We start from the raw sequence: 24,344 nt of genomic DNA on the forward strand, positions 1-24,344 counted from the left end.
AGTTCCCGAATGCCCAAGCAAGCCATCATCCCGCCCGGCACCGGCGTGCCGCTCGCCCCTTACGTCCCCGGCACGCTCGCCGACGGCGTGCTCTACGTCTCGGGCACGCTGCCCTTCGACAAGGACAACAACGTGGTCCATGTCGGCGACGCCGCCGCGCAAGCGCGGCACGTGCTCACCACCATCCAGGGCGTGGTCGAAGCCGCCGGCGGCACCATGGACGACGTGACCTTCAACCAGATCATGCTCAAGGACTGGGCCGACTACGCGAAGATCAACGCGGTGTATGCCGACTTCTTTCCCGGCACCAAGCCCGCGCGCTATTGCATCCAGTGCGGCCTCGTGAAGCCCGATGCGCTGATCGAGATTGCCTCGATCGCCCACATCGGCAACAAGGCCTGAACGCCATGAGCGCCGCGCCGGGCCGCCCCAAGCAAGCTCGCTCCCGCCTGGCGGGAAGGCGCGTAGCGCCAAAGGTGCACCAATGACCGCGCTGCACTACGAGGTGCACGGGCCGTCCGATGCAGCGGCCACCGTGCTGCTGTCATCCGGCCTCGGCGGCTCGGCCGGTTTCTGGCAGCCGCAACTCGGCACGCTGGTCGACGCGGGCTACCGCGTCGTCGCGTACGACCAGCGCGGCACGGGCCGCAGCCCCGCCGCATTGCCCGAGGCCTATGCGATTGCCGACATGGCGCGCGATGTGATTGAAATACTCGACGCCACGAACACCGCGCAGTGCCACTTCATCGGTCATGCGCTCGGTGGACTGGTCGGCCTGCAGCTCGCACTCGATGCGCTCCAACGCATTGCCAGTCTGGTGCTCATCAACGCATGGTCGAAGCCCAACCCGCATTCGACGCGCTGCTTCGATGCGCGGCTCACGCTGCTGAGCGCCAGCGGCCCGCGTGCTTACGTGGAAGCGCAGCCGATCTTTCTGTACCCCGCCGCGTGGTGTGCCGAACACGCGCAACGCGTGGCCGATGAAGTCGACCACGCCTTCGCGCATTTCCCCGGCGAGACCAACATGCGCGCGCGCATCGCCGCGCTGCGCGCCTTCGATATCGACGCGCGCCTGGCCGACATCGCCGCCCCCACGCTGGTCGCCGCCGCCAAGGACGACGTGCTCGTGCCCTGGACCTGCTCGCAGCGCCTGGCCGATGGCCTGCGCGACGTGACGCTCGACTTCATGCCGCACGGCGGCCATGCGCACAGCGTGACCGAGGCCAACGCCTTCAACCGCAGCCTGCTCGACTTTCTCTCGCGGGTCAGCGCACCCGCCCAATCCACAGTCCCCGCATGACCACCACATCCACGCTCGACGACGCAGCCCTGTCGCTTCTTTTCACCGGCGCGCGCAGCCACAACGGCTGGACCGACGAACCGGTGTCCGACGCGCAACTGCAGCAGATCTACGCGCTGGCCAGCCTCGGCCCGACCTCGGCCAACTGCTCGCCCGCGCGCTTCGTGTTCGTGCGAACGCCCGAAGGCAAGCAACGCCTTGCGCCCGCACTGTCGAAGGGCAACCTCGACAAGACCATGACGGCGCCGGTCACCGTGATCGCCGCATGGGACCGCAAGTTCTACGACAAGCTGCCCACGCTGTTTCCGCATGCCGATGCGCGCAGCTGGTTCACCGGCAGTCCCGAGGCCGCACACGAGACCGCCTTTCGCAATGCCAGCCTGCAGGCCGGCTACCTGCTGCTCGCGGCGCGCGCCGTGGGCCTGGACGCCGGCCCGATGTCGGGCTTCGACAAGTCGAAGGTCGATGCCGCCTTCTTCGAGGGCACCGACTGGAGCGTCAACTTCCTCATCAACCTCGGCCACGGCGATGCGTCGAAGGTGTTCAGCCGCCTGCCGCGGTTGCCCTTCGACGAAGCCTGCCTGCTGGCCTGAAAGCGTCACCGACATGCTGAACGCGATGGCCTCTCATCCCCTTGCACCGAACCCGACAGGACTGCCGCCCGGCTTGCCCAAGGCCGACTACCGCAATGCGATGGCGCGGCTGGGCGCGGCGGTCAACATCATCACCACCGACGGCCCCGCGGGACGCGCCGGCTTCACAGCCTCGGCGGTATGCAGCGTGACCGACGAACCACCGATGCTGCTGGTGTGCCTGAACCGCTCGGCCTCGGTGTACCCGGCTTTCAAGGCCAACGGCGTGCTGTGCGTGAACGTGCTGGCCGCGGGGCACCAGACGCTCTCCGCGCTGTTCGGCGGCAAGACGCCGATGGACGAACGCTTCGCGGCCGGCAACTGGAGCCGCAAGACCACCGGCTCGCCGATGCTCGACGACGCGGCCGTGTCATTCGACTGCCGCGTGCTGCACGCCACGCATGCGGGCACGCACGATGTGCTGTTCTGCGAAGCGGTGGCCATTGCCATCGGCGGTGCGGCGCAGGGGTTGATCTACTTCGATCGCCGCTATCACGAGATCGCGGTGCCGCCGCAGCACTGACTCTCTTGGGGCGTTTGCATTGCTCCTTCCCCCTCTGGGGGAAGGAGCAAGACCTAGCGTGGCGTGATGCCTTGAAGCACGATGCGCTGAACGTTCTCCACCGTCTGCTCGAAGAACGCCGCATCGTCCAGCGTGTGCCCCGTCAGCGCCTGCACCTGCACACCGAAATCCGCGTAGTGCTGCGTGACCGCCCACAACGCAAAGATCAGGTGATGCGGATCGACCGGCGCGAGCTTGCCGGCCTCGACCCAGGCACGAATCACCTCCGATTTTTTCTCCACCAGCGTGCGCAGCTCTCGGTCGAGTTCGTCGCGCAACAGCGGCGCACCCTGGATCATTTCAAGACAGAACAAACGCGATGCATCCGGCCGATCGCGCGAGACCAGCAGCTTGCGACGGATGTAATCGCCAATGGCCTCGCCCGGGTCCTGCTCGGCGCTGAAGCCGCGCAGCGGTTCGAGCCACAGCGCGAGCAGGTCGCGCAGCACGTTGACGTACAGCTCTTCCTTGTTCGCGAAGTAATAGAGCAGGTTGCTCTTCGACACATCGGCGCGCGCAGCCACCTGGTCGATCGACGTGCCGTGCAGCCCGAACCGGGAGAACAGCCCCAGCGCGGCACCGAGGATCGCGCTGCGCTTGTCTTCGATCTGGCGCAGTCGCCGGCTCACGGCGGACGCGCTGCGCACCGCGGGCTTCGCTCGTTTGCGCGCCGGCTTGTCGGTGGTGATGTTGCTGCTGCTGGCTGCGGCCAGCGCCTTGGTCTTCGGCATCTTCCCTCGTTTCTTCTGGATTCCGGATTCACTCATTCATTCATTCGACTGCGAACAACACGCTTGCACGAGCCGTACCTGCAAGCCCTTGCCATCGCGGCGCACCACTGTAAGGCCGCGGTGCATCGACTTGCGCCACGACGGCCTGCAGGCCCCGCGCCGCGCACCATGCTGACGCGGCAAAAGCGATTTGTCCATTTGGTCCAACTGGCACAGACGTTGCATGGAGAAGTACACACACGCCACGCATGAGAAACGCCCCATGACTCTCTTGTCCGTTCCCATCATCGATCTCGCGCCCTATTTCGACGGAAGCCCCGAAAGCCGATCGGAGGTCGCGAAGAAAGTCGACGAAGCCTGCCGCAGCATCGGCTTCCTGGTCATCACCAACCACGGCATTCCTGCGGAGCTGATCTCGCGCGTGGCCACGCTGTCGCGCAAGTTCTTCGACATGCCGCTCGGCGAGAAGCGCAAGGTCGACCGTCCGCGCGAGGACGCGGTGCGCGGCTACAGCGCGGTCGGCGAAGAGGGCCTGTCGTACAGCCTCGAAGAGGCGGCGCCGGGCGACCTGAAGGAATCGTTCTCCATCGGCCCATCGAACGTGCCCGACGACGACTACCACCGCGGCCCCGCAGCCGGCCCGCACTTCGAGCCCAACAGCTGGCCGCCCATCGACGGTTTCCGTGAAGCATACGAAGGCTACTTCGAGGCCATGAGCGATCTCTCGCGCTCGCTGATGCGCATCTTTGCGCTCGGCCTGGCGCTGCCCGAAAAGTTCTTCGACGACAAGATCGACCGGCACATCAGCATGTTCCGCGTGCTGAGCTACCCGCCGCAACGCGAGGCACCGTTGCCCGGCCAACTGCGTGCGGGCGCGCACAGCGACTACGGCAGCCTCACCATCGTGTTGCCCGACGACAAGGGCCTTCAGGTGTTCAACAAGGCCGGCCAGTGGGTCGATGTGCCGCAGGTCGAAGGTGGTCTGGTCGTCAACATTGCCGATCTGATGATGCAGTGGACCAACGACCAGTGGGTGTCGACGCTGCATCGCGTGGTCAATCCGCCCTTCGAGATGGCGAGCACCAACCGCCGGCAGTCGCTGGTGTTCTTCCACCAGCCCAACTACGACGCGATGGTCGAGTGTCTGCCGAGTTGTCTGGCACCGGGAGAGGCGCCGAAGTACGCACCGATCTCGTCGGGGAATCACCTGATCTCGAAGTTCGTCAAGCAGACGACCTTCGGGGGCACCAAGGCGACGGCCTGAATGATGGTTTTCTTCTCGATTCGTCGCGTCGTGTTTGAAGTGCGTCGTTCAGGGCGGTGCTCACGCCGACACGGTGCTCTTTTTCGCGAATGTCCCCCGCTTCGCTCCTCCTTTATTTCGCGAAAAAGAGCCCCGTATCGACGTGAGCGTTATTCGGAGCAGTCGTTGATCGCTGGATCAATAGCAGCGTGTCCAGGTGCGAATGACACCGGGTGCTCCCCGCAGCGAAATAAAGGAGGAGCGAAGCGGGGGACATTCGCGGAGGGGAGCACCCGGTGTCATTCGCACGTACCCCGAACAGCAGCGCCAAGAACACCAGCAATGATCAACTGACATGCCCCACCTCTCCTACGTCAACGTCTTCGCCAAAGACGTGGTCGCACTCAGCGGCTTCTACCAACGCGTGTTCGGCTTCCCCGAAATCGAGGCCATCCGCTCGCCGATCTTTCGTGGACTCGACACCGGCAAGTCGAGCCTGGGCTTCAACGCACTCGACGCCTACGAGCTGCTGCACCTTGCCGAGTTCTCCGACACGCGCGGCGTGAAGTTCCTGCTGAACATCGACGTCGACAGCCAGGCCGACGTCGACCGCATGGTGCCCGTCGCACTCGAAGCGGGCGCCACGCTCATCAAGCCGCCCTACGTCACTTACTACAACTGGTACCAGTCGGTGCTGCTCGATCCCGAGGGCAATGTGTTCCGCATCAACTTCATGATGTGACGCGCACACGGCACCGCCCTTCTCTTTCCTCCTGCATTTCCTTGTCATGCCTCTCACGAAAGGTTGCTCCATGCTGCTGCGCACTCTCACTCCCGGCTTCGGCCTTGCCTTGACGCTCGCAGCAGGCGGCGCGTCCATCGCGCTGCCGGCCACGGCGGCCGACGGCTTCACGCTGAAAGACAAGCCCAAGATCGCCATGCTCTACTTCGGCCCGAAGAACGACGGCGGCTGGACACAGGCCTTCGACGAAGCCCGCGTGAAGATCGAGAAAGAAATCGGCCAGAAGATCCAGTTCGTCGAGAACGTGCCCGAAGACGCCTCGGCCATCAAGCCCGCGGCCGAGAAGTTCATCCAGCGCGGCGCCAACATCGTGATCGGCACCGCCTTCGGTTATTCCGACAGCTTCAAGGACCTGGCCGCCAAGTACCCCGACGTGGCCTTCCTCAACGGCTCGGGCACCACCAACGGCAGTAACCTCGAATCGTTCTACGGCCGCACCTACGAAAGCCAGTACCTGTGCGGCATGGCCGCTGGCGCGGCCTCGAAGACCGGCAAGCTCGGCTTCGTCGCGGCCAACCCCTTCGGCGTCGTGAACTGGACCATCAACGCCTTCGCACTCGGTGCGCAGAAGATGAACCCCAACGCCACGGTCAACGTGATCTACACCGGCGCCTGGAACGACCCCATCAAGGAACGCGCTGCCGCCGCCGCGCTGATCGACCAGGGCGCCGACGTGATCGGCCAGCACGTCGACAGCCCGACGCCGCAGATCGTGGCGCAGGAGCGCGGCGTGTACGGCACCGGCCACCACCGCGACCTGCGCCAGTTCGCGCCGAAGGCCACGCTGTGCTCGTCGGTGTGGGTGTGGGACCGCTTCCTGACGCCCGAGCTGAAGAAGGTCATGGCCGGCAACTGGAAGCCCTCGCCATACGGCGCCTTCATCGAGATGAAGGACGGCGGCACGGACATCGCCGGCTTCGGCCCCGCCGTGCCCAAGGACAAGGCCGCGCTGATCACGGCGGAACGTGAAGCGATCCTCAAGGGCAAGCAGATCTACGCCGGCCCCCTGGCCGACCGCGATGGCAAGGAGCGCGTGGCCAAGGGCGCGGTGCTGTCGGATGCGGACCTCTGGAAGATGGACTGGTTCGTCAAGGGCGTGGTCACGCAGAAGTAAGCCAGCAGCCAAGGACCTCATGCCCAACGCGCTCGAACTCACCGGCATCCGCAAGTCCTTCGACGGCTTCGCGGCATTGACCGACGCCCACTTCGCCGCGCGCTGGGGCGAGGTGCACGCCCTGCTCGGCGAAAACGGCGCCGGCAAGTCGTCGCTGATGAACATCGCGGCCGGGCTCTATGCGCCGGAGGCGGGGCAACTGCTGGTCGATGACAACCTGGTGCGCTTCACCGGGCCACGCGATGCGGCGCGGCACCGCATCGGCATGGTCCACCAGCATTTCAAGCTGGTGCGGCCGTTCACGGTGGCGCAGAACATCCTGCTCACAGCACCGCCGCCGGCCGAGTTCCAGAGCCACGGCGAGCGGCTGCGCGAGATCGAACGCGACATCCGCAACAAGGCCTCGGAGCTGGGCTTCGAGATCGATCCGTCCAGGCGCATCGATGCCCTCTCGATCGCTGAACAGCAGCGCGTGGAAATTCTCAAGGTGCTGCTGGCGGGTGCGCGCATCCTCATCCTCGACGAGCCCACGGCCGTGCTGACCGACCAGGAGGCCGCACGCCTGCTGCAGACCGTGCAGGGGCTGGCGCGTGCCGGTGCCGCCGTGGTGCTGGTCACGCACAAGATGGCCGACGTGAAGACCTATGCCGATCGCGTGACGGTGATGCGTGGCGGCCGCACGGTGGCCACGCTGGAGCCGGGCGCCACGTCGGTGACCGAACTCGTGAAGCTGACGGTGGGCGAGTCCGTCGCGGCATCCGGCTTCCAGCCCGCGAAGGCGGCGCGCGGCCCGGTGCGCCTGACGGTGCGCGGGCTGCGCTCGCCCGCTTCGCCGCAAGGGCGGCGCGTGCTCGACGGTGTCGACCTCAAACTGCACGCGGGCGAAATCTACGGCCTTGCCGGCGTGGGCGGCAACGGTCAGGGCGAATTGGCCGGCGCCATCATGGGCTTGCCGGGCGAAGCGACCGAAGGCGAGATCCGGCTCGAAGGGCATGGCGATCTCAAGACGATGCCTGCACCGGCGCGGCGCGGCCTCGGCATTGCCGCGATTCCGGCCGACCGCTACGGCCTCGCGCTCGCGGGCGGCCTCTCGGTGGCGGAGAACTACGCCATCGGCCGCGTGCACAGCGGGCGCTATGGCCCGGTGTGGCATCTGCGCCGTGGTCGCATCCAGAGCGACACGCAAGAGGCCGTGCGCGCCTTCGACGTGCTGGGCGTGCGCTCGGTTGCACAGAAAGCCGCGCTGCTGTCGGGCGGCAACGCGCAGAAGCTGGTGCTGGCGCGCGAGTTCGGCAAGTCGCCGACGCTGGTGCTGGCGCACAGCCCCAGCCGTGGGCTCGACGTGCGCGCCAGTGCCGAGGTGCATGCGCGGCTGCGCGCCGCGCGCGACAGCGGCGCTGCGGTGCTGCTCATCAGCGAAGACCTCGACGAAGTGCTGCAACTGGCCGACCGCGTGGGCGTGATGACGCGCGGGCGCATCGCCGGCGAGTTCGCGCAACCGGCCGACCGGCAGGCCATCGGACAGGCGATGGTGGACCATGGCTGACGCATCGCTGGCCGCCGACATGGCACATCCTTCCCAAGCAAAACCCGCGGCGCCTGCAGTCGCGCGAACAGCACAACCGCTCGCCGGCCGTCGCTATGCGCTGGAAATCCGCCAGCACATGGCATGGCGCTGGCAGGCGCTGATCCTTGCGGCCGCACTGGCGGTCGGTTTCGCCATCTCCGCCGCGATCCTCGTGGCGGCGGGCGTGCCTGCCGACGAACTCGCCAACGAGTTCGTGGTGCAGACCTTCCTCGATGGGCAGAACTTTCGCGCCGTGCTGTTCCAGGCCGCGCCGATGATCTTGGTGGGCCTCGCGGGCTCGATGGCCTTTCGCGCGCGCTTCTGGAACCTCGGGCTCGAAGGCCAGATGATCTGGGGCGCCATCGGCGCCACCGCCGTCTCGATGTGGCAGATCGGCCCCGAGAACCTGCGCCTGCCGCTGATGTTCGTGGCGGCCGTGGGCTGCGGCCTGCTCTGGGTGCTGGGGCCGGCGTGGCTCAAGCTGAAGCTGGGCGTGAACGAGATCATCTCGACGCTGATGCTCAACTACATGGCGGCCAACTTCCTCCTGCACCTGGTCTATGGCAGCTGGAAAGACCCGAAGGACAACTTTCCGTACTCACCGCAATTCCGCGCCTTCGAGCGACTGCCCGAGCTGGGCGCCGGCGTGGGCAGCGCGATCCTGCTCGCGGGCATCGTGGCGCTGCTGGCGTGGTGGCTGGTGGGCGTGAGCCGCGCGGGGCTGTACCTGCGCTTCGTCGATGCCAACCCGCGCGTGGCGCATGCCAACGGGGTGCCGGTGCGTCGCACCATCTATGGCGCGGTGCTGCTGTCGGGCGCAATGGCCGGGCTCGCGGGCTTCGCGGTGGCGGCAGGACAAGAGGGGCGGCTCACGCAGGCCTTCTATCAGGGCTACGGCTTCTCGGGCATCCTCATTGCCTTCCTCGCGCGCAACAACCCGTTGGCAGCCACTGTGGTGGCACTGCTGGTGGCGGCGCTGTTCGTCACCGGGCGCAGCCTGCAGGTTTTCTACCAGGTGCCGTTCTCGATGGTGCAGTTGATCCAGGCCATCATCGTGGTGTGCGTGGCGTCGAGCGACTTCTTCATTCGCCACCGGCTGCGCCGCGTCGGCGGGGAGGCCGTGGCATGAGCGGAGGTGTCATCCTCAACTGGCTTGCGAGCACACCCGACTTCGCGGTGCCTTATGCGCTGGCGGCGCTCGGGCTCATCATCTGCGAGCGCGCGGGCGTGCTCTCGCTCGGCGCCGAAGGGCTGATGCTGGTCGGCGCGCTGGCCGGCATCGGCGCGCAACTGGCGCTCGGCCAGCCGGCGGTGTCGCTGGTGCTGGCGATGCTCGCGGCCAGCCTCGTCTCGGTGCTGTTCGCGGTCATGGTGATCTGGCTGCGTGTGAACCAGGTGATCGCCGGGCTCGCGCTGGTGTTCTTCTGCCAGGGGCTGACCGCGCTGGTCGGCTCGATGGCCGACTGGACCAACCACGCCACCGAGGGCATCGGCGCCATGGGCCTGTGGCCGCTGTCGCTGCTGCCTGGCGTAGGCAAGTTGTTCATGCAGAACGCGATGGTGTGGCTCACGCTGCCGATCTTCGGCGCGGTGGCGTGGTTCTTCACGCGCACCTCCACCGGCCTGCGGCTGCGCGCCGTGGGCGAGAACCCGCAGGCCGCCGACGCGGCCGGCATCCGCGTGACGGCATGGCGCTTTGCGGCGGTGCTCGCGGGCTCGGCGCTGGTGGGGCTGGCGGGTGCGTACATCTCGGTGGTCAGCACCAAGCTGTGGATCGCGGGCATGACGGGCGGACGCGGCTGGATCGCGGTGGGTCTGGTGATCTTCGCGCGCTGGTCGCCGTGGAAGGCGCTGGTGGGTGCGCTGCTGTTCGGCTGCATCGAGGCGCTGATCCCGCAACTGGCCGCAGCGGGCGTGCAACTGCCGCAGTACTTCGTGATGATGACGCCCTACGCGGTGACGCTGGGCGTGATGGTCTGGGTCGCGCTCTCGCGGCGCGGCGCCGATGAAGAGCCCGGCGCGCTGGGCCAACCCTATGTGCGGGAGGAGCGGCGATGAAGGCCTGGGTCTATGGCGAAGAGCGCACGCTCGACAACGCGCAGTTTGCCGACTACCTCGATCCGGCCACCACCGCGGTGCTGTCGATCGACATGCATCGCGGCCACCTGGACGACGACCCCGACTGCCCCTGCCCCGCGCCGCGTGCGCGGGACGTGGTGGCGCCCATCGACAGCTTCCATGACGAGGCGCGTGCGCTGGGCGTGCGCATCGTGCACATCAAGTCGGTGCTGCGGCCCGATGGCGTGGACGACATCCACGGCATTCCGGCCGCGTGGCGCCGTACCTTCCCATTGCACGTGGGCGCAATTCCGAATGCCGACGCGCATGCCATCGAAGGCTCGCGCTGGACCGAATGGGTCACCCGTGTCGAGCCCGGCGACATGCGCGTGGAAAACAAGCGCCGGCTGTCGGCCTTCTATCCGACCGACCTCGACTTCCTGCTGCGCAACCAGCGCATCCAGACCGTGGTGCTCGACGGCGGCTTCACCGATTGCTGCGTGCTCAACACCGCCTTCGACGCCAACAACCACAACTACCGCGTGATCGTGCTGCGCGACCTGGTGCGCGGCACCGACGCGCATCTGGAAAACGCGGCGCTCGCGATGGTGTCGCTGCACCTCGGGCTGGTGGTCGACTCGGCGGAATTGCTGCGCCAATGGCGCGGTTAGGAAGCAGCGTCCTCCTTCTCTCGCGAACACCGCGGAACCGGCTTTGCCGGGCCGCTGGTGTTGCCCCCGGCAGGGGGAAGGAGAAGCGACACGAAGTGCGCGCAGCCTGGGGGCGAGCCTAAGTCTTGCCCAGCCAACGCTGCGCCACCGCTTGCATTTCACCGCCCTGCGAGGCCTGCCACACCAGTTCGGGCGCGGCCACGTGCACGCCCTCCGGCGCGATGCGCAGGGCCAGGTCAAGCAGTTCCGCCACCTTCGATGCGCGCACCGGCTGCTCGCTGCTCGGCACCATGAAGCGCACGACGGACAGCATCCACGCGGCCAGCCGCTCGGCCGGGTTCGCGAACTTCGCATTCAGCGGCTTGCGCGCCGAGCGCACGAGGATCACGCGCTCGAAGCCGTTCGCCACCACCGCCTGTTCGTCCAGGCTCGCGAGCCCGCGCTTGAGCGCTTCGGGCAGCCGGCCCTGGTCGTGCGGCTGCACGATGGCCAGCGTGCGAACGCCACAGGCGCGCAACCAGCGCGCGAGTTCCGGCAGGTCGGACGGCTCGGGCACCCACAGCGCGCGCTCGCGGTCGTGGTACATGCGCGGCGGGTCGAAGGCGATGACCGCCGTGTCGGCCGAGGTCAGCGGCCATTGCGCGATCGGCAGGCCGGGGCTCAGGTAAGTCTCGACGCCGCGCAGCCCGTCGCGGATCGGCTCTCGCGCCAGCACGCGGGCATGGGCGAAGCGGTGGCTGCCCGCCAGCCGGCGCAGCAGTTCCTGCCCCAGGGCACCGGTCGCACCTGCGATCAGCAGCGTGCCGTCGGTGGTTGCAGCGACGGGCGGCACCGTGCGGTTCGCGGCCTGCAGGGCTTGTAGGGGATCGAGGGGCATGGAGCCACCTATGCTACCTTCCGCATCTTCTGCGGAGGTAATGCAAATGATGATGAAGCGCTGGCTATTGATTCTTGTGGCGGTCGTGTCCCTGAGCGGCTGCGGCTACAACCAGTTCCAGGCACTCGACGAGGCCAGCAAATCGGCCTGGAGCGAGGTGCTCAACCAGTACCAGCGGCGTGCCGACCTCGTGCCCAACATCGTCGCCACCGTGAAAGGTGAGGCCAGCTTCGAGCAGGACACGCTCACCAAGGTGATCGAGGCGCGCGCCAAGGCCACCTCGATCCAGGTGACGCCGGAGACGCTCAACAACCCCGAAGCCTTCCAGAAGTTCCAGCAGGCGCAGGGCGAACTCTCGTCGGCGCTGTCGCGGCTGATGGCGGTGTCGGAACGCTACCCCGACCTCAAGGCCAACCAGGCTTTCCGCGACCTGCGCGTGACGCTCGAAGGCACCGAGAACCGCATCACCGTGGCGCGCAACCGCTACATCGAAAGTGTGCAGGAGTACAACGTGCTCGCGCGCAGCTTCCCGACCAACATCACGGCCAAGATCTTCAGCTACGCGCCCAAGCCCAACTTCTCGGTGCAGAACGAGGCGCAGATTTCCACGCCGCCGACGGTCGATTTCAGCGCACCGAAGAAGTAAGCCGCGCCCGATGGTCACTGCCGCACTGCTGATCCGTCGCGCGCTGGCCGCGGTCTTCCTGACAGCCATCGCCTGGGCAGGCCTGCCAGCCATGGCGCAACAAGGCCTGGTGCCGGTGCCTGCGCTCACTGCGCGGGTGATCGACCAGACCGGCACGCTCGACAGCGCGCAGCGCAACGGCCTCGAAACCAAGCTCGCCGCGTTCGAGCAGCGCAAGGGCTCGCAGATCGTGGTGCTGATGGTGCCGACGACACAGCCCGAGGACATCGCCAGCTTCACCCAGCGCGTGGGCGATGCATGGAAGATCGGCCGCAAGGGCGTCGGCGACGGCCTTCTGGTGGTGGTGGCCAAGAACGACCGCCAGATGCGCATCGCGACCGCCAAGACGCTCGAAGGCGTGGTGCCCGACCTGGCGGCCGTGCGCATCATCGATGAAGAAATGAAGCCGCGCTTTCGCAACAACGACTTTGCGGGCGGCCTGAATGCGGCGGTGGACCGGCTCATCGGCCTGGTCGATGGCGAGCCGCTGCCGGAGCCTTCGCGCGACACGGGCAACGCCGGTGGCGGCAACGGCGGCTTCGATTGGGAAAACCTCGCGATCTTCCTGTTCGTCGGGGTCTTCGTCGGCGCGCCCATCGTTCGCGCGGTGCTGGGCCAGAAGCTGGGCGCGATCGTCATGGGCGGCGGCATCGGTGTCGTGGCCTTCTTTCTCACGACCAGCGTGGTCATCGCGGCGATTGCCGGGCTGGTCGCGCTGGTGGCCTCTTTCGTCGTCGGCACCGGCAGATCGGGTGGCGGCTGGACCGGCGGTGGTGGCGGAGGCTGGGGCGGCGGCCGAGGTGGTGGCGGGGGTGGTTTCAGCTCCGGCGGCGGTGGCAATTTCGGCGGCGGCGGTGCCTCCGGGGGTTGGTGAACATGGCAAGCGACGCCACGCTGTTTTCAAAGCTCGGCCGCATCTGGCGCCATCGCTGGATCGACGAGGCCGCTGTTCGCCATGCGCTGCCGGCCGATGCGCTGGAGCGCCTGGGGGGCCGTGTGGCTGCGAGTGAACGCCGGCACAGCGGCGAGATCCGCCTGTGCATAGAAGCCGGCCTGCCGATGTCCTACCTGTGGCGCCATGCGCCCGCGCGGGAACGTGCGGTCATGCTGTTCGGCAAGCTGCGCGTGTGGGACACGGCGAACAACAACGGCGTGCTGATCTACCTGCTGCTGGCCGAACACGCGATCGAGATCGTGGCCGACCGCGGCATCCACGCGCGCGTGGGCGAAGCCGAATGGGCCGCGATGACGCAGCGCATGGGCGCGGCCTTTCGCGAAGGGCGCTTCGAGGATGGGCTGACGCAGGCGCTGGGAGAGATTTCAGCGCTGCTGGTCGAGCACTTTCCGCTGGGCGAGAACGACTTCGACGTCAACGAGTTGCCCGACGAGCCTGTGGTGCTCTGAGCGTTGTCTTGTGTCTTTCTCCCTCCCCTTCCGGGGGAGGGTCGGGGTGGGGGCATGCGGCGTCTCTACTGGGCGCTCTGCCTGCCCCCATCCCAGCCTTCCCCCAGAGGGGGAAGGGGCAAGTCCTAGTCCAGCGTCGGCACGGCCCACACCGACTCGCCACCCACTGCATAGAAACGCCGCCCCGGCGCCTGCGCCATCACCAATCCGCCCGTGAACTCGCCAAAGGCAGGCAGCACGGCCTGCTGCGCATCGCTCACGAAGCAGGGCAGCCGCATGCTGTCATGCCCACGCCCGTAGAGCCTGCAGGCGGGATGCAGATGCCCCGCGAGCACGAAGTGCGTCGCATGCGATTGCGGATGGTGGCAGCAGGCAAAGGGCCCGAGCAGAAAGGGCTCATCAACCACCTCGATGTCCAGCGTGTCTGGCGGATCGCCCGCATGGCTGTCGTGGTTGCCGCGCACCAGCGTCATCGCGATGCCCCCATGCCGCGCGCGCCAGCCTTCCACGGTGGCGAGCACGGTGCGCGCCTGCGCGGCGTGCAGGAAGTCTCCCAGGAACACGAGGCGCTGCGGCACATGCCGTTCGATCAACGCATCGAGCCGCGACAGGTTCTCCAGCGTGGTGCCGCCCGGCACCGGCTGGCCCAGCGCGCGGTAGGTTGCGGCCTTGCCCAGATGCAGGTCGGCCACGAACAGCACGCGCGCCTCGGGCCACCAGAGCGCGCGCTCGGGCAGCAGTTGCAGCAGTTCGCCCGCCCAATGGACCGGGAACAGCGACGGGGAGGAAGGCAGGGAAGTCACGGGCTGGCAGTGTCGCAAAAGACGCGCGGGCCGGCGGCCGACTTGCAATTGGCCCCGGCGGCCCCCAGTTCTTGCGCATGACCGAATCGCCCCCGCTGCATATCGTCTGCCCGCGCTGCCACACGACCAACCGCGTGCGCGCGGCGCAACTGGGCAGCGCGCCCGACTGCGGCAGTTGCCACCGCCCGCTGTTCGTCGGCCACTCGACCGCGCTGCCGGACGAAGCCACCTTCGACCGCCACATCGCGCGCAACGAGATCCCGGTGCTGGTCGATTTCTGGGCGCCCTGGTGCGGCCCTTGCCGTCAGATGGCGCCGGCCTACGAACAGGCCGCGGCCCAGCTCGAACCGCAGGTGCGGCTGGCCAAGGTCGACACGGAGGCCGTGCCGACGCTCGGCGCGCGCTTCAACATCCGCAGCATCCCGGCGCTGGCGCTGTTCCGGGGCGGCCGCGAGGTGGCACGGCAGGCCGGCGCGATGGGCGCGGCAGACATCGTGCGTTGGGTGAAGGCACACGGCGCCGGCTGACAAGGTGTGAGCCACGCTTTACAGCGGCGGCAGCGGCCTTGACGGCCTCGAAGGCCGCCGCCGCTCGCGCCGGGTGCCTGATGGCTTCGCCGGCTTGCCCGGCCCTTCCTGGCCGAACACCAGCGTGCTCTTCACGCGCTCCACGCCACCGGCGGTGACCACGCCGCCCGCAGCCTTCTCCAACTGCTCGACCATGCGCGCGATGCGGTCGGCCACGTTTTCGTTCGACAGCTTCTCGCGGAACAGCTCAACCATCAGCGGAAACGCAAACGGCGTCGGCCGCGCGAGCGGCTTGAGCACCAGTTGCTGCGTGGCCATGCGCGCAAGGCTCGCGCGCAGGCGCCCGATCTCCAGCTCCTGCGCCAGCAGCTCCTGCTCCGCTTGCTGCAGCAGCCTGTTGTTCGGGTCGTACTTGCGAAACACCTCCCAGAACAGCGAAGACGACGCCTGCAGTTGCTTGCTGCTGCGCTTCTCGCCCGGATAGCCCTGGAAGATCAGCCCCGACACGCGCGCGATCTCGCGAAAGCGCCGCTGCGCGAGTTCGCCCGCATTGAGCGAGGCCAGCACTTCATGCAGCAGCGCCGCATCGGCTTCGTCACCCTCGCCTTCGGGCAGTTGCAGCACCTGCGGCAGCAACGTCGGCCAATCGACCTCGGTGGCGCTCAGCAGCTCGAAGCCATAGTCATTGACTGCGATCGAGAAAGTGCGCGCCTCGTGCTGCGCGATGCGCCAGGCCAGCAGGCTCGCCAGGCCCAGGTGCACATGGCGGCCCGCGAACGGATAGAGGAACAGGTGCGAGCCCTCGCGCGTGGTCAGCGTCTCGGCCAGCAGCGTCTGCGGCGTCGGCAACGCCGACCATTGCTGCTGGATCTCGAGCAACGGCCGCACGCATTGCAGTTCGGGCGAGTCGTACCGCTCTTCGCCGGCCAGCGCGAGTTGCTGCACCACCGCATCGGCCAGCGTGTTCGACAGCGGCATGCGCCCGCCGCTCCAGCGCGGCACCGCCGGCCGCTTGCCGGTGGTGCGCCGCACCCAGGCCGTCATGTCGTGGATGCGCACGAGTTCGAGCAGCCGGCCGCCGAACAGGAAGCAGTCGCCGGGTTTCATGCGCGCGACAAAGCTCTCTTCGACGTTGCCGATCTTCGAGCCGCCCAGGTACTGCACCGACATGCTGGCGTCGCTCACGATGGTGCCGATGTTCATGCGATGCCGCCGCGCGAGCCGCGCATCGGGCACGCGCCACACGCCTTCTGTATTGGGCACGGCGCGCTTGTAGTCGGGGTAGGCCGCGAGCGAGGGACCGCCCTGCGAAACGAAGTCGAGGCACCACTGCCAACTCTCGCGCGAAAGGTTCTCATAAGCGGCCGTGCCGCGCACTTCGTCGTACAGCGCATCGGGCACGAAGCCGCCGCCGAGCGCCACCGTCACCAGGTGCTGCACCAGCACATCGAGCGGCTGATCGGGCGAATGACGCGCCTCGATGTGGCCCGCCGCGATGGCCGTGCGCGCGGCCGATCCTTCGACCATCTCGATGCTGTGCGTGGGCACGAGCGTGATGCGCGAAGGCCGCCCCGGCGCATGGCCCGAGCGGCCCGCGCGCTGCAGCAGGCGCGCCACGCCCTTGGGCGAGCCGATCTGCAACACGCGCTCGACCGGCAGGAAATCGACACCGAGGTCGAGGCTCGACGTGCACACCACCGCCTTGAGCGCGCCGCTCTTCAGGCCCAGCTCGACCCATTCGCGCACCACGCGGTCGAGCGAGCCGTGGTGCAGCGCGATGAGGCCGGCCCACTCGGGCCGGGCCTCCAGCATGGCCTGATACCAGATCTCGGCCTGCGAGCGCGTGTTGGTGAAGACCAGCGTGGTCTTGCTCGCGGTGATCTCCTCGATCACCTGCGGCAGCATCGTGAGGCCGAGGTGGCCTCCCCACGGAAAGCGTTCGGCGCGGCCCGGCAGCAGCGAATCGATGACCAGCTTCTTGGGCACCTGGCCCTGCACGAGCACGCCGTCTTCATGGCCCAGCAGGGCGTGCATCGCCTCCTGCAGATTGCCCAGCGTGGCCGACATGCCCCAGATCGCGAGGTCCGCATTCCAGCGCTCGAGCCGCGCCAGCGCGAGCTGCACCTGCACGCCGCGCTTGTTGCCGAGCAGCTCGTGCCATTCGTCGACCACGGCCATCTGCACGTGGCCAAGCACTTCGTGCGCATCGGCACGAGCGAGCAGCAGCGAGAGGCTTTCGGGTGTGGTGACGAGCACTGTGGGCAGCCGCGTGTTCTGCGCGCTGCGCTCGGCTGACGAGGTGTCGCCACTGCGCGCACCGGCGCTCCATGGGTGGACCTCGGCGCCCATGGCTTCGAGTGGTTGCTGCAGCGCGCGCAAGGTGTCGGCGGCGAGCGCGCGCATGGGCGTGAGCCAGAGCACGGTGAGCGGCATCGGTGTGGGCTTGAGGGCGCTCTGCTTGCGGGCCTTGGAGAAAGCCAGCAAGGCACCGAGCCACACCGCGTAGGTCTTGCCCGCGCCGGTGGTGGCGTGCAGCAGGCCGGACTTTCCATCCGCGATGGCTTTCCAGACTTCGCGCTGGAACTTGAAGGGCTTCCAGCCGCGCGCGACGAACCATGCATCGAGCGCAACCTTGACCGCTTTGACTTTGGATTTGGATTTGCTCCTTCCCCTCCCGGGGGAAGGCTGGGATGGGGGCAAGCGGCCGTCAATAGATTGCTGACTCTGGATACGCCGCTTGCCCCCACCCCCGCCCTCCCCCAAAGGGGGAGGGAGAAATTCGGGGTCCGGCGGCTTGGTCATGCGGGCAGCAATGCAGCAAGCGTCTGCAAGGTATCGGCCTCATCCACCGGCTTGTCCTCCCGCCACCGCAGCATCCGCGGAAAGCGCACGGCGATGCCGCTCTTGTGCCGCGTGCTGCGCGCAATGCCCTCGAAGCCCAGCTCGAACACCAGCGTCGGCTTCACGCTCTTCACCGGCCCGAAGCTCTCGATGGTGGTCTTGCGGATGATCGCGTCCACGCGCGCCATCTCGGCATCGGTCAGGCCCGAGTAGGCCTTGGCGAAGGGCACGAGCTTGCGGTCTTCCTGCCCGGGTGGCCCGTCCCACACGGCGAAGGTGTAGTCGCTGAAGAGGCTCGCCCTGCGGCCATGGCCACGTTGCGCGTAGATCAGCACCGCGTCGATGCTCAGTGGATCGATCTTCCACTTCCACCACACGCCCACGTCCTTCGTGCGGCCCACGCCGTACTGCGCATCGCGCCGCTTGAGCATCATCCCTTCGACACCCATCGTGCGCGCGGCTTCGCGCTGGCGTGCAAGGTCGGGCCAGTCGGCGCCGGTGAGCATCGGGCTCGGCAGCAGCGAGGGATGCCGCATGCGCGTGACCAGTTCGTCGAGCAGCACGCGCCGTTGCGACTGCGGCTGCGTGCGCAGGTCGCGCCCTTCCCATTCGAGGATGTCGTAGGCCAGCAGCACCACCGGAATGTCGCGCAGCAATTTGGCGCCGAGCGTCTTGCGGCCGATGCGCTTCTGCAGTTCGGCGAAGGGCTGCACCTTGCCTTCGCTTTCCGGCGACGTCTCGTCCTTGCGCCACACGGCGATCTCGCCATCGAGCACCGTGCCATCGGGCAGCGCCTCGCCGAGCACCGCGAGTTCGGGGAAGCGCTCGGTCACCAGTTCTTCGCCGCGCGACCATACCCAGACGACACCCGCGCGCTTGACGAGTTGCGCGCGGATGCCATCCCATTTCCACTCGACGATCCAGTCGGCTGGCGACCCCAGCACCGCGTCGAACTGCTCAAGCGGAATGTTGAAAGGATGCGCGAGGAAGAACGGATAAGGCTGCCCGCTGGTCTTCTGCACCTGCTCTGCGCCCGACTCTGGCGCGATCAACGCGCTGTAGTCATCGGGCCGCGGCCGCGCGCCGATGTGCGTGTAGCCCATGAGCCGTTGCGCGACGCGCTTGGCGTCGATGCCGCCGACGACCGCGAGCGCCTGCGTCACCTGCAGCTTCGACACGCCCACGCGGAACGCACCGGTGATGAGCTTGAAGTACACCAGCCGCTCTTCGGCCGCGAGCTGGCGCCACTGCGCGCGCAGCCGTTCGGCGAGCTGATCGGGTGCCGATTTCGCGGCGTCGCGCAAGGGCAGCAGATGCTGTTCGACCCAATCCGCGAGCCCGAGGTCGTGCGTTTCGCTCGGCGGCGGCAACAGCAAGGCGATGGTTTCGGCGAGGTCGCCCACGGCTTCGTAGCTCTCGTCAAACAGCCACTCGGGCAGGCCCGCCGCCTCCTGCGCGAGCAGGCGCAGCAGCTTGGTGGGCACGAGCTGGCGCGGCTTGCCGCCAGCAAGGAAGTAGACAGCCCATGCGGCATCGGCTGCGTCGGCTTCGCGCAGGTAGCGCTGCAGCGCCGCCTGCTTGGCAAGGTTCGACGTGCTCGCGTCGAGTTCGCGATAAAGCGCGGCGAAGTCTTTCATGTCTTCGCCCCTTCCCCCTCTGGGGGAAGGCTGGGATGGGGGCTCTCGGCGTCCCCATCGAGCGCCGCTTGCCCCCTCCCCTGCCCTCCCCCAGAGGGAGAGGGAGTCTCTTGATCGTCTTCATCGCCGTACTCGGTCTTGAAGCCCTGCGCTTCGAGCCCGTTCTCCGTCAGCCATCGCACCATTACCTGCACACTGCCGTGCGTGACGAACACGCGCTCGGCGCCAGTGCCCGCAATCGCCTGCTGCAAGCCGGGCCAGTCCGCGTGGTCGGACATCACGAAGCCACGGTCCACGCCACGCCGCCGGCGCGTGCCGCGCAACTGCATCCAGCCGCTCGCGAACGCGTCGGCGTAGTTGCCGAAGCGCTTCATCCAGGGCGAGCCTTGCGCCGAAGGCGGCGCCAGCACCAGCGCACGCTTGAGCAACGCGGCATCGACGCCTTCATCGTTCACGCGCAAGGTCGCCGGCAAGGCCACGCCCGCCGCGCGGTACACGGCATTCAGCGGCTCCACGGCGCCATGAACCACGATGGGCCCGATGCTCGCATCCACGCCATGCAGGATGCGCTGCGCCTTGCCGAAGGCATAGCAGAACAGCACCGACGCGCGGCCCGCCTGTGCATTCGCACGCCACCAGCCATCGATCTCGGCGAACAGCACGGCCTGCGTGGGCCAGCGGTAGATCGGCAGGCCGAAGGTCGACTCGGTGATGAAGGTGTCGCAGGGCACGGGCTCGAAGGGTGTGCAAGTACCGTCGGGCTCTGTCTTGTAATCGCCCGAGGCCACCCATACGCGGCCGCCGTGTTCGAGCCGCACCTGCGCCGAGCCCAGCACATGGCCGGCCGGATGCAGGGACACGCGCACGCCGTGATGCTCGATGGCTTCGCCGTAAGGCAGCGTCTGCAGGTTGATGTCGGCACCCAGCCGCGTGCGCAATGTGCCGGCGCTGTCGGTATGGGCCAGGTAGTGCGCATGGCCGACGCGGGCATGGTCAGAATGCGCGTGCGTGATGACGGCACGCGCCACCGGCCGCCACGGGTCGATGTAGAAATCGCCGGGCGGGCAGTACAGGCCTTCGGGCCTTGCAATGACGAGGTCTTCCTTGGCGGGCATGGCACGCCATCGTAGGGGCAGCGCGGCTTTGGCGCCGCCGAACGGGGAGCGCGAAGCGCTGTGGGCCGGCGCCTACTCCGGCGGCTGCTTGCTGCCTATTTCTTGCCGCGCCCGTTCATCATCTCGATCACGTTCATCTTCATGCCATTGGGCATCACCATGTCGCCCGGCTTCTGGTCGGCCTTGCAGGGGCCGATCCACTTGGCCTCCATGACGCTGGCGCCTTCGGTGCGCCCCATCAACGGCGGGTTGTAGCTGGACTTGCTCTCCATGCGGTACGCGGTGTTGAAGTCGCCGCTCATCACGGCATGCGAGGTGGCGGTGGTGGTGCCGATCTTGCAGACCGAGTCCATCACCAGCTTGCCGCCGTCTGCGCGCAACTCTTGTTTGGAGCACATGTCCTTGCCCATGCCCTGCCCCATGTCGCGCAATGCCTTGTCGCTGGCCGCATCGATGCATTGCTGCATGGTGTGGCCGGCGCCCGGCCCCTTGCCGGTGCCGTCGCCGCTCTGAATCTCCCACAGGCCGGGCTTGCGGGCCGGGTAGTCGAGGGCGAACGCGGGGAACGCGATGGCACTGGCCAGTGCGCAACAGGCCGCGGCGGCGAACAGACGAATTTTCATGACGGACTCCGCATCGATGGACAGCAAAGCCCGGTTTGTACCGTGCCTGCCGCCCTGGCGGAATACCGCGATCGGCCTACGCCGGACGTGCGTGTACCGGTGCGTCGGCTGCGCCGCGCTGGCGCGTGGCAACACCGAAGACGACGCCCAGTGCAAAGCCACCGAGCACGTCGATCAGCACATGCTGGCGCACGGCCATCGTCGAATAGACGATGCCCACGGCCCATGCCACGTTGACGGCGCGCAGCCACACGGGTGCGCCCACCTCGCGCAGTTGCCGCGCCAGCACCACGCAGGCGAACACCGAGAACGACACATGCAACGAGGGGAAGGCATTGCCGGCCGAGTCGACGGTCTTGAGAAAGTGCAGCGAGCTGCCGGGCGTGGCGTCGATGACGAAGTTCGGTATGGCCGTGGGCATGAACCAGAACACCAGCAGCGCAATGCCGGTCATGGCCGCGCAGCCGAAGGAAAAGCCCAGCAGCTCGCGCTTGTCCTTCGCCAGCAGCACGGGCAGCGCGATGTAGCCCCACAGCGAAAGATAGACCGGCAGCAGCAGCGGCCAGAACGCGATCAGCCGGTCGAAGGCCGTGAGCGGCAGCACCCAGGCCTGGCCCGCGTTCTTCATGATCCAGAAGTACAGCGGGAAGAAACCGAGGGTTGCGACGGTGTTGCCGATCAGCTTCAACGGGAACAACGTGGTGCAGCGCAGCCACAGGGCCCGCAGCCACCGCGCCGAGGAAGGGGAAGAAGAGCCGCCGGAAGAAGAAAAGGTCATGGATGCCGGTGGTCGTGCGAAGTGGCCTCGCGGGTGCGAGGCCGGTGCGCTACCAGGGCGTCCACTTTAATTCGCTTTTCGCCGAGGCCACCGTGCGCTCGATGAAGCGAACGCCGCGCGCACCGTCTTCCACGCGCGGATAGTCGGCCGCCAGCGGGTCGGCCGCATGACCGGCCAGCCGGGCGCGGATGTCCGCCGTCACACCCGCATAGACATTCGCGAAAGCCTCGATGAAGCCCTCGGGATGGCCTGCGGGCAAGCGGCTCGCGCGCTTCGCGGCTTCGCACAGCCAGGGTGCGCCGCGCGTCAGGGTGCGCTTGGGGCCATCGTGCGGCAGGTGCATCAACTGGCTCGGCTGCTCCTGGTGCCATTCGAGCGTGCCCAGCGTGCCGGAGATGCGCAGGCGCAGATCGTTCTCCAGGCCGGTGCTGATCTGCGAGGCGACCAACACGCCGCGCGCGCCGCCCTCGAAGCGCAGCAGCAGGCTGCCGTCGTCGTCGAGCATGCGGCCAGGCACCAGCGAACTCAGGTCGGCGCACAGGCTTTCGATGTGAAGGCCGGTGACGCTGGCCACGAGGTTCTCGGCATGCGAGCCGATGTCGCCGATGGCGCCGGCCGCGCCGCTGCGCGCGGGGTCGGTGCGCCAGTCGGCCTGCTTGTTGGTGCCGCCTTCGACATGGCTGGCAAGCCAGCCCTGGTTGTATTCGACGACGATCTTGCGGATCTCGCCGATCTGGCCCGAGCGCACCATCTCGCGCGCCTGCCGCACCATGGGATAGCCGGTGTAGTTGTAGGTGACGCCGAACACCGTGCCCTGTTTCGCCACGGTGGCGACCAGCGCATCGGCCTGCTCGCGCGTGTGCACCAGCGGCTTGTCGCACACCACGTGGAAGCCCGCTTCGGCAAAGGCCTGCGCCACCGGAAAGTGCACATGGTTGGGCGTGACGATCGAGACGAAGTCGATGCGCTCATTCGCGGGGCGCTTGAGTTCGTCGGCCAGCAGCGAGGGCCAGTCTGCGTGGTTGCGGTCGTCGGCCAGGCCCAGGTCGCGGCCCGAGGCACGCGCCTTGTCAGGGCTCGACGACAGCGCGCCGGCCACGAGTTCGATCTGGCCGTCGAGCGCCATGGCTTTGCGGTGCACAGCGCCGATGAAGGCGTCGCGGCCGCCGCCGACCATGGCGTAGCGCAGCTTGCGAAGAGATGTATCGGTCATATCGAAGCGTTCCTGGAAACTGTCCCCTCTCCCTCTGGGAGAGGGCTAGGGTGAGGGCATCGGCGGTTGCACATTCACCGCCTTGCCACCGCCGCCGGCCCTCACCCCAACCCTCTCCCCAAGGGGAGAGGGAGCAAAGCCGGGCGGCCGTTCGTCAGGACATCAGAACGGCGAGTTGGGGTGGTAGAAGTCCTTGGCGTTTTCCTTGGTGATCAGCACCGAAGGAATGATCGTCGTCGCCGGCAGCTTCTCACCCTTCAGGCGCGCTTCGGCCGTGAGCTTGATCGCGTCGTAGATGAACTTGGGCGAATAGCTCACGTCGGCGCCGATACGCGGGTCCTTGCCGTCCATGATGGTCTTGACCATGTCCTTGGCACCCGCACCGCCGAACACGATCTTGATGTCGTCGCGCTTGGCCTGCGCAATGGCCTTGAGCACGCCCACGGCCATGTCGTCGTCGGCGGCCCAGATGGCGTCGATCTGCTTGAAGCGCGTCAGGTAGTCCTGCGTGACCTTGAAGGCATCGTCGCGGTTCCAGTTGGCGTATTTGGCATCGAGCAGCTTGATGTCGGGGCTGCCCTTGAGCACGGCGTTGAAGGCGTCCATGCGTTCGTTGTCGAGCGTGGTGGCAATGCCGCGCAGCGCCACCACGTTGCCCTTGCCGCCGAGCGTCTTCACGATGTATTCGGCGGGGATCTTGCCGAACGCGGTGTTGTCGCCGGCCACGTAGGCATCCTGCGCGCTGGTGTCGGTCAGGCCACGATCGACCACGGTAACGTAGGCGCCCTTGGCCTTGACCTGCGCGACCGGCTTGGTCAGCGCGGCGGATTCAAACGGGAACACGACCAGCGCGTTGATCTTGGTGACCGTCGACAAATCTTGCAACTGGTTGGCCTGCTCGGGCGCATTGGCTGCTGTCTTGATCGTGATCTTCAGGTCCTTGTGTTCCTTCTCCAGGTCCTTCTTCGCCTGGTTGGCCCAGTAGTTGATGCCGCCCATGAAGCTGTGCGTGGCCGCGGGAATCGAAACGCCGAGGTTGACCTTTTCCGCGGCAAGCGCGGGCAGGCTGGCGAACGCTGCGGCGGCAACGGCCGTGAGTGCGATACGACGTGTGAAGCTTGTCATGCTGGATGTCTCCTTGTGGTTGATGGAACGGGAACG

Annotated in this window: 25 protein-coding genes; 15 read left to right on the forward strand and 10 right to left on the reverse strand. The window is 67.4% G+C overall.

Features of this window, described 5'->3' with window-relative positions; translation table 11 throughout:
* Positions 1-9 precede the first annotated feature (9 nt).
* The 4 genes from rutC (at position 10) to rutF (ending at position 2,455) form a co-directional block, all read left to right on the forward strand.
* A complete protein-coding gene (gene rutC / locus H7F35_RS08860) occupies positions 10-402 on the forward strand; it encodes a pyrimidine utilization protein C (protein ID WP_187112536.1) in 393 nt (130 codons plus the stop codon).
* Positions 403-484: 82 nt separating this feature from the next.
* Positions 485-1,300, forward strand: a complete 816-nt coding sequence (gene rutD, locus H7F35_RS08865) for a pyrimidine utilization protein D (RefSeq protein WP_187112537.1) — start codon at positions 485-487, stop codon at positions 1,298-1,300.
* A complete protein-coding gene (locus tag H7F35_RS08870; protein ID WP_187112538.1) occupies positions 1,297-1,893 on the forward strand; it encodes a malonic semialdehyde reductase in 597 nt (198 codons plus the stop codon). The genes rutD and H7F35_RS08870 overlap by 4 nt, the downstream gene beginning before the upstream one ends.
* Before the next feature lie 25 nt (positions 1,894-1,918).
* Positions 1,919-2,455, forward strand: coding sequence for an NADH-dependent FMN reductase RutF (rutF, locus tag H7F35_RS08875; RefSeq protein ID WP_410010769.1), 537 nt, complete (start codon positions 1,919-1,921; stop codon positions 2,453-2,455).
* A 53-nt stretch (positions 2,456-2,508) separates the two neighbouring features.
* Here rutF and rutR read toward each other — a convergent pair whose 3' ends face one another.
* Positions 2,509-3,225, reverse strand: a complete 717-nt coding sequence (rutR, locus tag H7F35_RS08880; protein WP_187112540.1) for an HTH-type transcriptional regulator RutR — start codon at positions 3,223-3,225, stop codon at positions 2,509-2,511.
* 262 nt (positions 3,226-3,487) lie between these two features.
* Between rutR and H7F35_RS08885 the strand changes: the two genes are divergently transcribed.
* From H7F35_RS08885 to H7F35_RS08915, 7 genes are all read left to right on the forward strand, one after another.
* A complete protein-coding gene (locus tag H7F35_RS08885) occupies positions 3,488-4,489 on the forward strand; it encodes an isopenicillin N synthase family dioxygenase (RefSeq protein ID WP_187112541.1) in 1,002 nt (333 codons plus the stop codon).
* A gap of 334 nt (positions 4,490-4,823) precedes the next feature.
* Positions 4,824-5,210: a VOC family protein gene (locus H7F35_RS08890; protein WP_187112542.1), complete on the forward strand. Its 387-nt coding sequence runs from the start codon at positions 4,824-4,826 to the stop codon at positions 5,208-5,210.
* A gap of 70 nt (positions 5,211-5,280) precedes the next feature.
* Complete coding sequence (locus tag H7F35_RS08895; RefSeq protein ID WP_187112543.1) at positions 5,281-6,384, forward strand: BMP family ABC transporter substrate-binding protein; 1,104 nt, start codon at positions 5,281-5,283, stop codon at positions 6,382-6,384.
* 19 nt (positions 6,385-6,403) lie between these two features.
* Entirely contained in the window at positions 6,404-7,930 is a 1,527-nt protein-coding gene (locus tag H7F35_RS08900; RefSeq protein WP_187112544.1) for an ABC transporter ATP-binding protein, read from the forward strand.
* On the forward strand, positions 7,923-9,080 hold the full coding sequence (locus H7F35_RS08905) for an ABC transporter permease (protein WP_222622013.1): 1,158 nt from the start codon (positions 7,923-7,925) through the stop codon (positions 9,078-9,080). Before H7F35_RS08900 ends, H7F35_RS08905 begins: the two co-directional genes overlap by 8 nt.
* On the forward strand, positions 9,077-10,009 hold the full coding sequence (locus H7F35_RS08910) for an ABC transporter permease (protein ID WP_187112545.1): 933 nt from the start codon (positions 9,077-9,079) through the stop codon (positions 10,007-10,009). The genes H7F35_RS08905 and H7F35_RS08910 overlap by 4 nt, the downstream gene beginning before the upstream one ends.
* The gene (locus tag H7F35_RS08915; RefSeq protein WP_187112546.1) at positions 10,006-10,680 is read left to right on the forward strand and encodes a cysteine hydrolase family protein; all 675 of its coding nucleotides are present in this window, start codon (positions 10,006-10,008) and stop codon (positions 10,678-10,680) included. Before H7F35_RS08910 ends, H7F35_RS08915 begins: the two co-directional genes overlap by 4 nt.
* Positions 10,681-10,798: 118 nt before the next feature.
* Here H7F35_RS08915 and H7F35_RS08920 read toward each other — a convergent pair whose 3' ends face one another.
* A complete protein-coding gene (locus H7F35_RS08920; RefSeq protein WP_187112547.1) occupies positions 10,799-11,557 on the reverse strand; it encodes a hypothetical protein in 759 nt (252 codons plus the stop codon).
* A gap of 46 nt (positions 11,558-11,603) precedes the next feature.
* Here H7F35_RS08920 and H7F35_RS08925 point away from each other — a divergent pair, with 46 nt between their 5' ends.
* Genes H7F35_RS08925 through H7F35_RS08935 form a run of 3 tightly spaced genes read left to right on the forward strand, consistent with a single transcriptional unit; the run spans position 11,604 to position 13,646 of the window.
* Positions 11,604-12,203 (forward strand): LemA family protein, encoded by a 600-nt coding sequence (locus H7F35_RS08925; protein ID WP_394485558.1) that lies wholly within the window; start codon positions 11,604-11,606, stop codon positions 12,201-12,203.
* A gap of 10 nt (positions 12,204-12,213) precedes the next feature.
* Complete coding sequence (locus tag H7F35_RS08930; protein WP_187112548.1) at positions 12,214-13,116, forward strand: TPM domain-containing protein; 903 nt, start codon at positions 12,214-12,216, stop codon at positions 13,114-13,116.
* Between the two features lie 2 nt (positions 13,117-13,118).
* Positions 13,119-13,646, forward strand: a complete 528-nt coding sequence (locus tag H7F35_RS08935; RefSeq protein ID WP_187112549.1) for a TPM domain-containing protein — start codon at positions 13,119-13,121, stop codon at positions 13,644-13,646.
* Between the two features lie 125 nt (positions 13,647-13,771).
* Here the strand turns inward: H7F35_RS08935 and pdeM are convergent, their stop codons facing one another.
* A complete protein-coding gene (gene pdeM / locus H7F35_RS08940) occupies positions 13,772-14,449 on the reverse strand; it encodes a ligase-associated DNA damage response endonuclease PdeM (RefSeq protein WP_187112550.1) in 678 nt (225 codons plus the stop codon).
* Positions 14,450-14,526: 77 nt separating this feature from the next.
* Here pdeM and trxC point away from each other — a divergent pair, with 77 nt between their 5' ends.
* A complete protein-coding gene (trxC, locus tag H7F35_RS08945; protein WP_187112551.1) occupies positions 14,527-14,976 on the forward strand; it encodes a thioredoxin TrxC in 450 nt (149 codons plus the stop codon).
* Positions 14,977-14,994: 18 nt separating this feature from the next.
* Here the strand turns inward: trxC and H7F35_RS08950 are convergent, their stop codons facing one another.
* The 7 genes from H7F35_RS08950 to H7F35_RS08980 all read right to left on the reverse strand — a co-directional run bounded on the left by H7F35_RS08950 (position 14,995) and on the right by H7F35_RS08980 (position 24,308).
* Positions 14,995-17,778 (reverse strand): ligase-associated DNA damage response DEXH box helicase, encoded by a 2,784-nt coding sequence (locus H7F35_RS08950; RefSeq protein ID WP_187112552.1) that lies wholly within the window; start codon positions 17,776-17,778, stop codon positions 14,995-14,997.
* On the reverse strand, positions 17,775-19,454 hold the full coding sequence (locus tag H7F35_RS08955; RefSeq protein ID WP_187112553.1) for an ATP-dependent DNA ligase: 1,680 nt from the start codon (positions 19,452-19,454) through the stop codon (positions 17,775-17,777). The genes H7F35_RS08950 and H7F35_RS08955 overlap by 4 nt, the downstream gene beginning before the upstream one ends.
* Complete coding sequence (locus H7F35_RS08960) at positions 19,451-20,569, reverse strand: ligase-associated DNA damage response exonuclease (protein ID WP_187112554.1); 1,119 nt, start codon at positions 20,567-20,569, stop codon at positions 19,451-19,453. Before H7F35_RS08960 ends, H7F35_RS08955 begins: the two co-directional genes overlap by 4 nt.
* 95 nt (positions 20,570-20,664) lie before the next feature.
* A complete protein-coding gene (locus H7F35_RS08965) occupies positions 20,665-21,192 on the reverse strand; it encodes a DUF3617 domain-containing protein (RefSeq protein ID WP_187112555.1) in 528 nt (175 codons plus the stop codon).
* Positions 21,193-21,268: 76 nt separating this feature from the next.
* Complete coding sequence (locus H7F35_RS08970) at positions 21,269-21,970, reverse strand: phosphatase PAP2 family protein (protein WP_187112556.1); 702 nt, start codon at positions 21,968-21,970, stop codon at positions 21,269-21,271.
* A gap of 49 nt (positions 21,971-22,019) precedes the next feature.
* On the reverse strand, positions 22,020-23,183 hold the full coding sequence (locus H7F35_RS08975; protein WP_187112557.1) for a Gfo/Idh/MocA family protein: 1,164 nt from the start codon (positions 23,181-23,183) through the stop codon (positions 22,020-22,022).
* A 162-nt stretch (positions 23,184-23,345) separates the two neighbouring features.
* On the reverse strand, positions 23,346-24,308 hold the full coding sequence (locus H7F35_RS08980) for a substrate-binding domain-containing protein (RefSeq protein WP_187112558.1): 963 nt from the start codon (positions 24,306-24,308) through the stop codon (positions 23,346-23,348).
* Positions 24,309-24,344: the final 36 nt, after the last annotated feature.

This window comes from Variovorax sp. PAMC26660, assembly GCF_014302995.1.
Classification (GTDB): Bacteria; Pseudomonadota; Gammaproteobacteria; order Burkholderiales; family Burkholderiaceae_C; genus Variovorax.

Coding starts and splice junctions, on each gene's coding strand:
- rutC (WP_187112536.1), top strand. CDS start 10: ATGCCCAAGCAAGCCATCATCCCGCCCGGCACCGGCGTGCCGCTCGCC.
- rutD (WP_187112537.1), top strand. CDS start 485: ATGACCGCGCTGCACTACGAGGTGCACGGGCCGTCCGATGCAGCGGCC.
- H7F35_RS08870 (WP_187112538.1), top strand. CDS start 1,297: ATGACCACCACATCCACGCTCGACGACGCAGCCCTGTCGCTTCTTTTC.
- rutF (WP_410010769.1), top strand. CDS start 1,919: ATGGCCTCTCATCCCCTTGCACCGAACCCGACAGGACTGCCGCCCGGC.
- rutR (WP_187112540.1), bottom strand. CDS start 3,225: ATGCCGAAGACCAAGGCGCTGGCCGCAGCCAGCAGCAGCAACATCACC.
- H7F35_RS08885 (WP_187112541.1), top strand. CDS start 3,488: ATGACTCTCTTGTCCGTTCCCATCATCGATCTCGCGCCCTATTTCGAC.
- H7F35_RS08890 (WP_187112542.1), top strand. CDS start 4,824: ATGCCCCACCTCTCCTACGTCAACGTCTTCGCCAAAGACGTGGTCGCA.
- H7F35_RS08895 (WP_187112543.1), top strand. CDS start 5,281: ATGCTGCTGCGCACTCTCACTCCCGGCTTCGGCCTTGCCTTGACGCTC.
- H7F35_RS08900 (WP_187112544.1), top strand. CDS start 6,404: ATGCCCAACGCGCTCGAACTCACCGGCATCCGCAAGTCCTTCGACGGC.
- H7F35_RS08905 (WP_222622013.1), top strand. CDS start 7,923: ATGGCTGACGCATCGCTGGCCGCCGACATGGCACATCCTTCCCAAGCA.
- H7F35_RS08910 (WP_187112545.1), top strand. CDS start 9,077: ATGAGCGGAGGTGTCATCCTCAACTGGCTTGCGAGCACACCCGACTTC.
- H7F35_RS08915 (WP_187112546.1), top strand. CDS start 10,006: ATGAAGGCCTGGGTCTATGGCGAAGAGCGCACGCTCGACAACGCGCAG.
- H7F35_RS08920 (WP_187112547.1), bottom strand. CDS start 11,557: ATGCCCCTCGATCCCCTACAAGCCCTGCAGGCCGCGAACCGCACGGTG.
- H7F35_RS08925 (WP_394485558.1), top strand. CDS start 11,604: ATGATGATGAAGCGCTGGCTATTGATTCTTGTGGCGGTCGTGTCCCTG.
- H7F35_RS08930 (WP_187112548.1), top strand. CDS start 12,214: ATGGTCACTGCCGCACTGCTGATCCGTCGCGCGCTGGCCGCGGTCTTC.
- H7F35_RS08935 (WP_187112549.1), top strand. CDS start 13,119: ATGGCAAGCGACGCCACGCTGTTTTCAAAGCTCGGCCGCATCTGGCGC.
- trxC (WP_187112551.1), top strand. CDS start 14,527: ATGACCGAATCGCCCCCGCTGCATATCGTCTGCCCGCGCTGCCACACG.
- H7F35_RS08950 (WP_187112552.1), bottom strand. CDS start 17,778: ATGACCAAGCCGCCGGACCCCGAATTTCTCCCTCCCCCTTTGGGGGAG.
- H7F35_RS08955 (WP_187112553.1), bottom strand. CDS start 19,454: ATGAAAGACTTCGCCGCGCTTTATCGCGAACTCGACGCGAGCACGTCG.
- H7F35_RS08960 (WP_187112554.1), bottom strand. CDS start 20,569: ATGCCCGCCAAGGAAGACCTCGTCATTGCAAGGCCCGAAGGCCTGTAC.
- H7F35_RS08965 (WP_187112555.1), bottom strand. CDS start 21,192: ATGAAAATTCGTCTGTTCGCCGCCGCGGCCTGTTGCGCACTGGCCAGT.
- H7F35_RS08970 (WP_187112556.1), bottom strand. CDS start 21,970: ATGACCTTTTCTTCTTCCGGCGGCTCTTCTTCCCCTTCCTCGGCGCGG.
- H7F35_RS08975 (WP_187112557.1), bottom strand. CDS start 23,183: ATGACCGATACATCTCTTCGCAAGCTGCGCTACGCCATGGTCGGCGGC.
- H7F35_RS08980 (WP_187112558.1), bottom strand. CDS start 24,308: ATGACAAGCTTCACACGTCGTATCGCACTCACGGCCGTTGCCGCCGCA.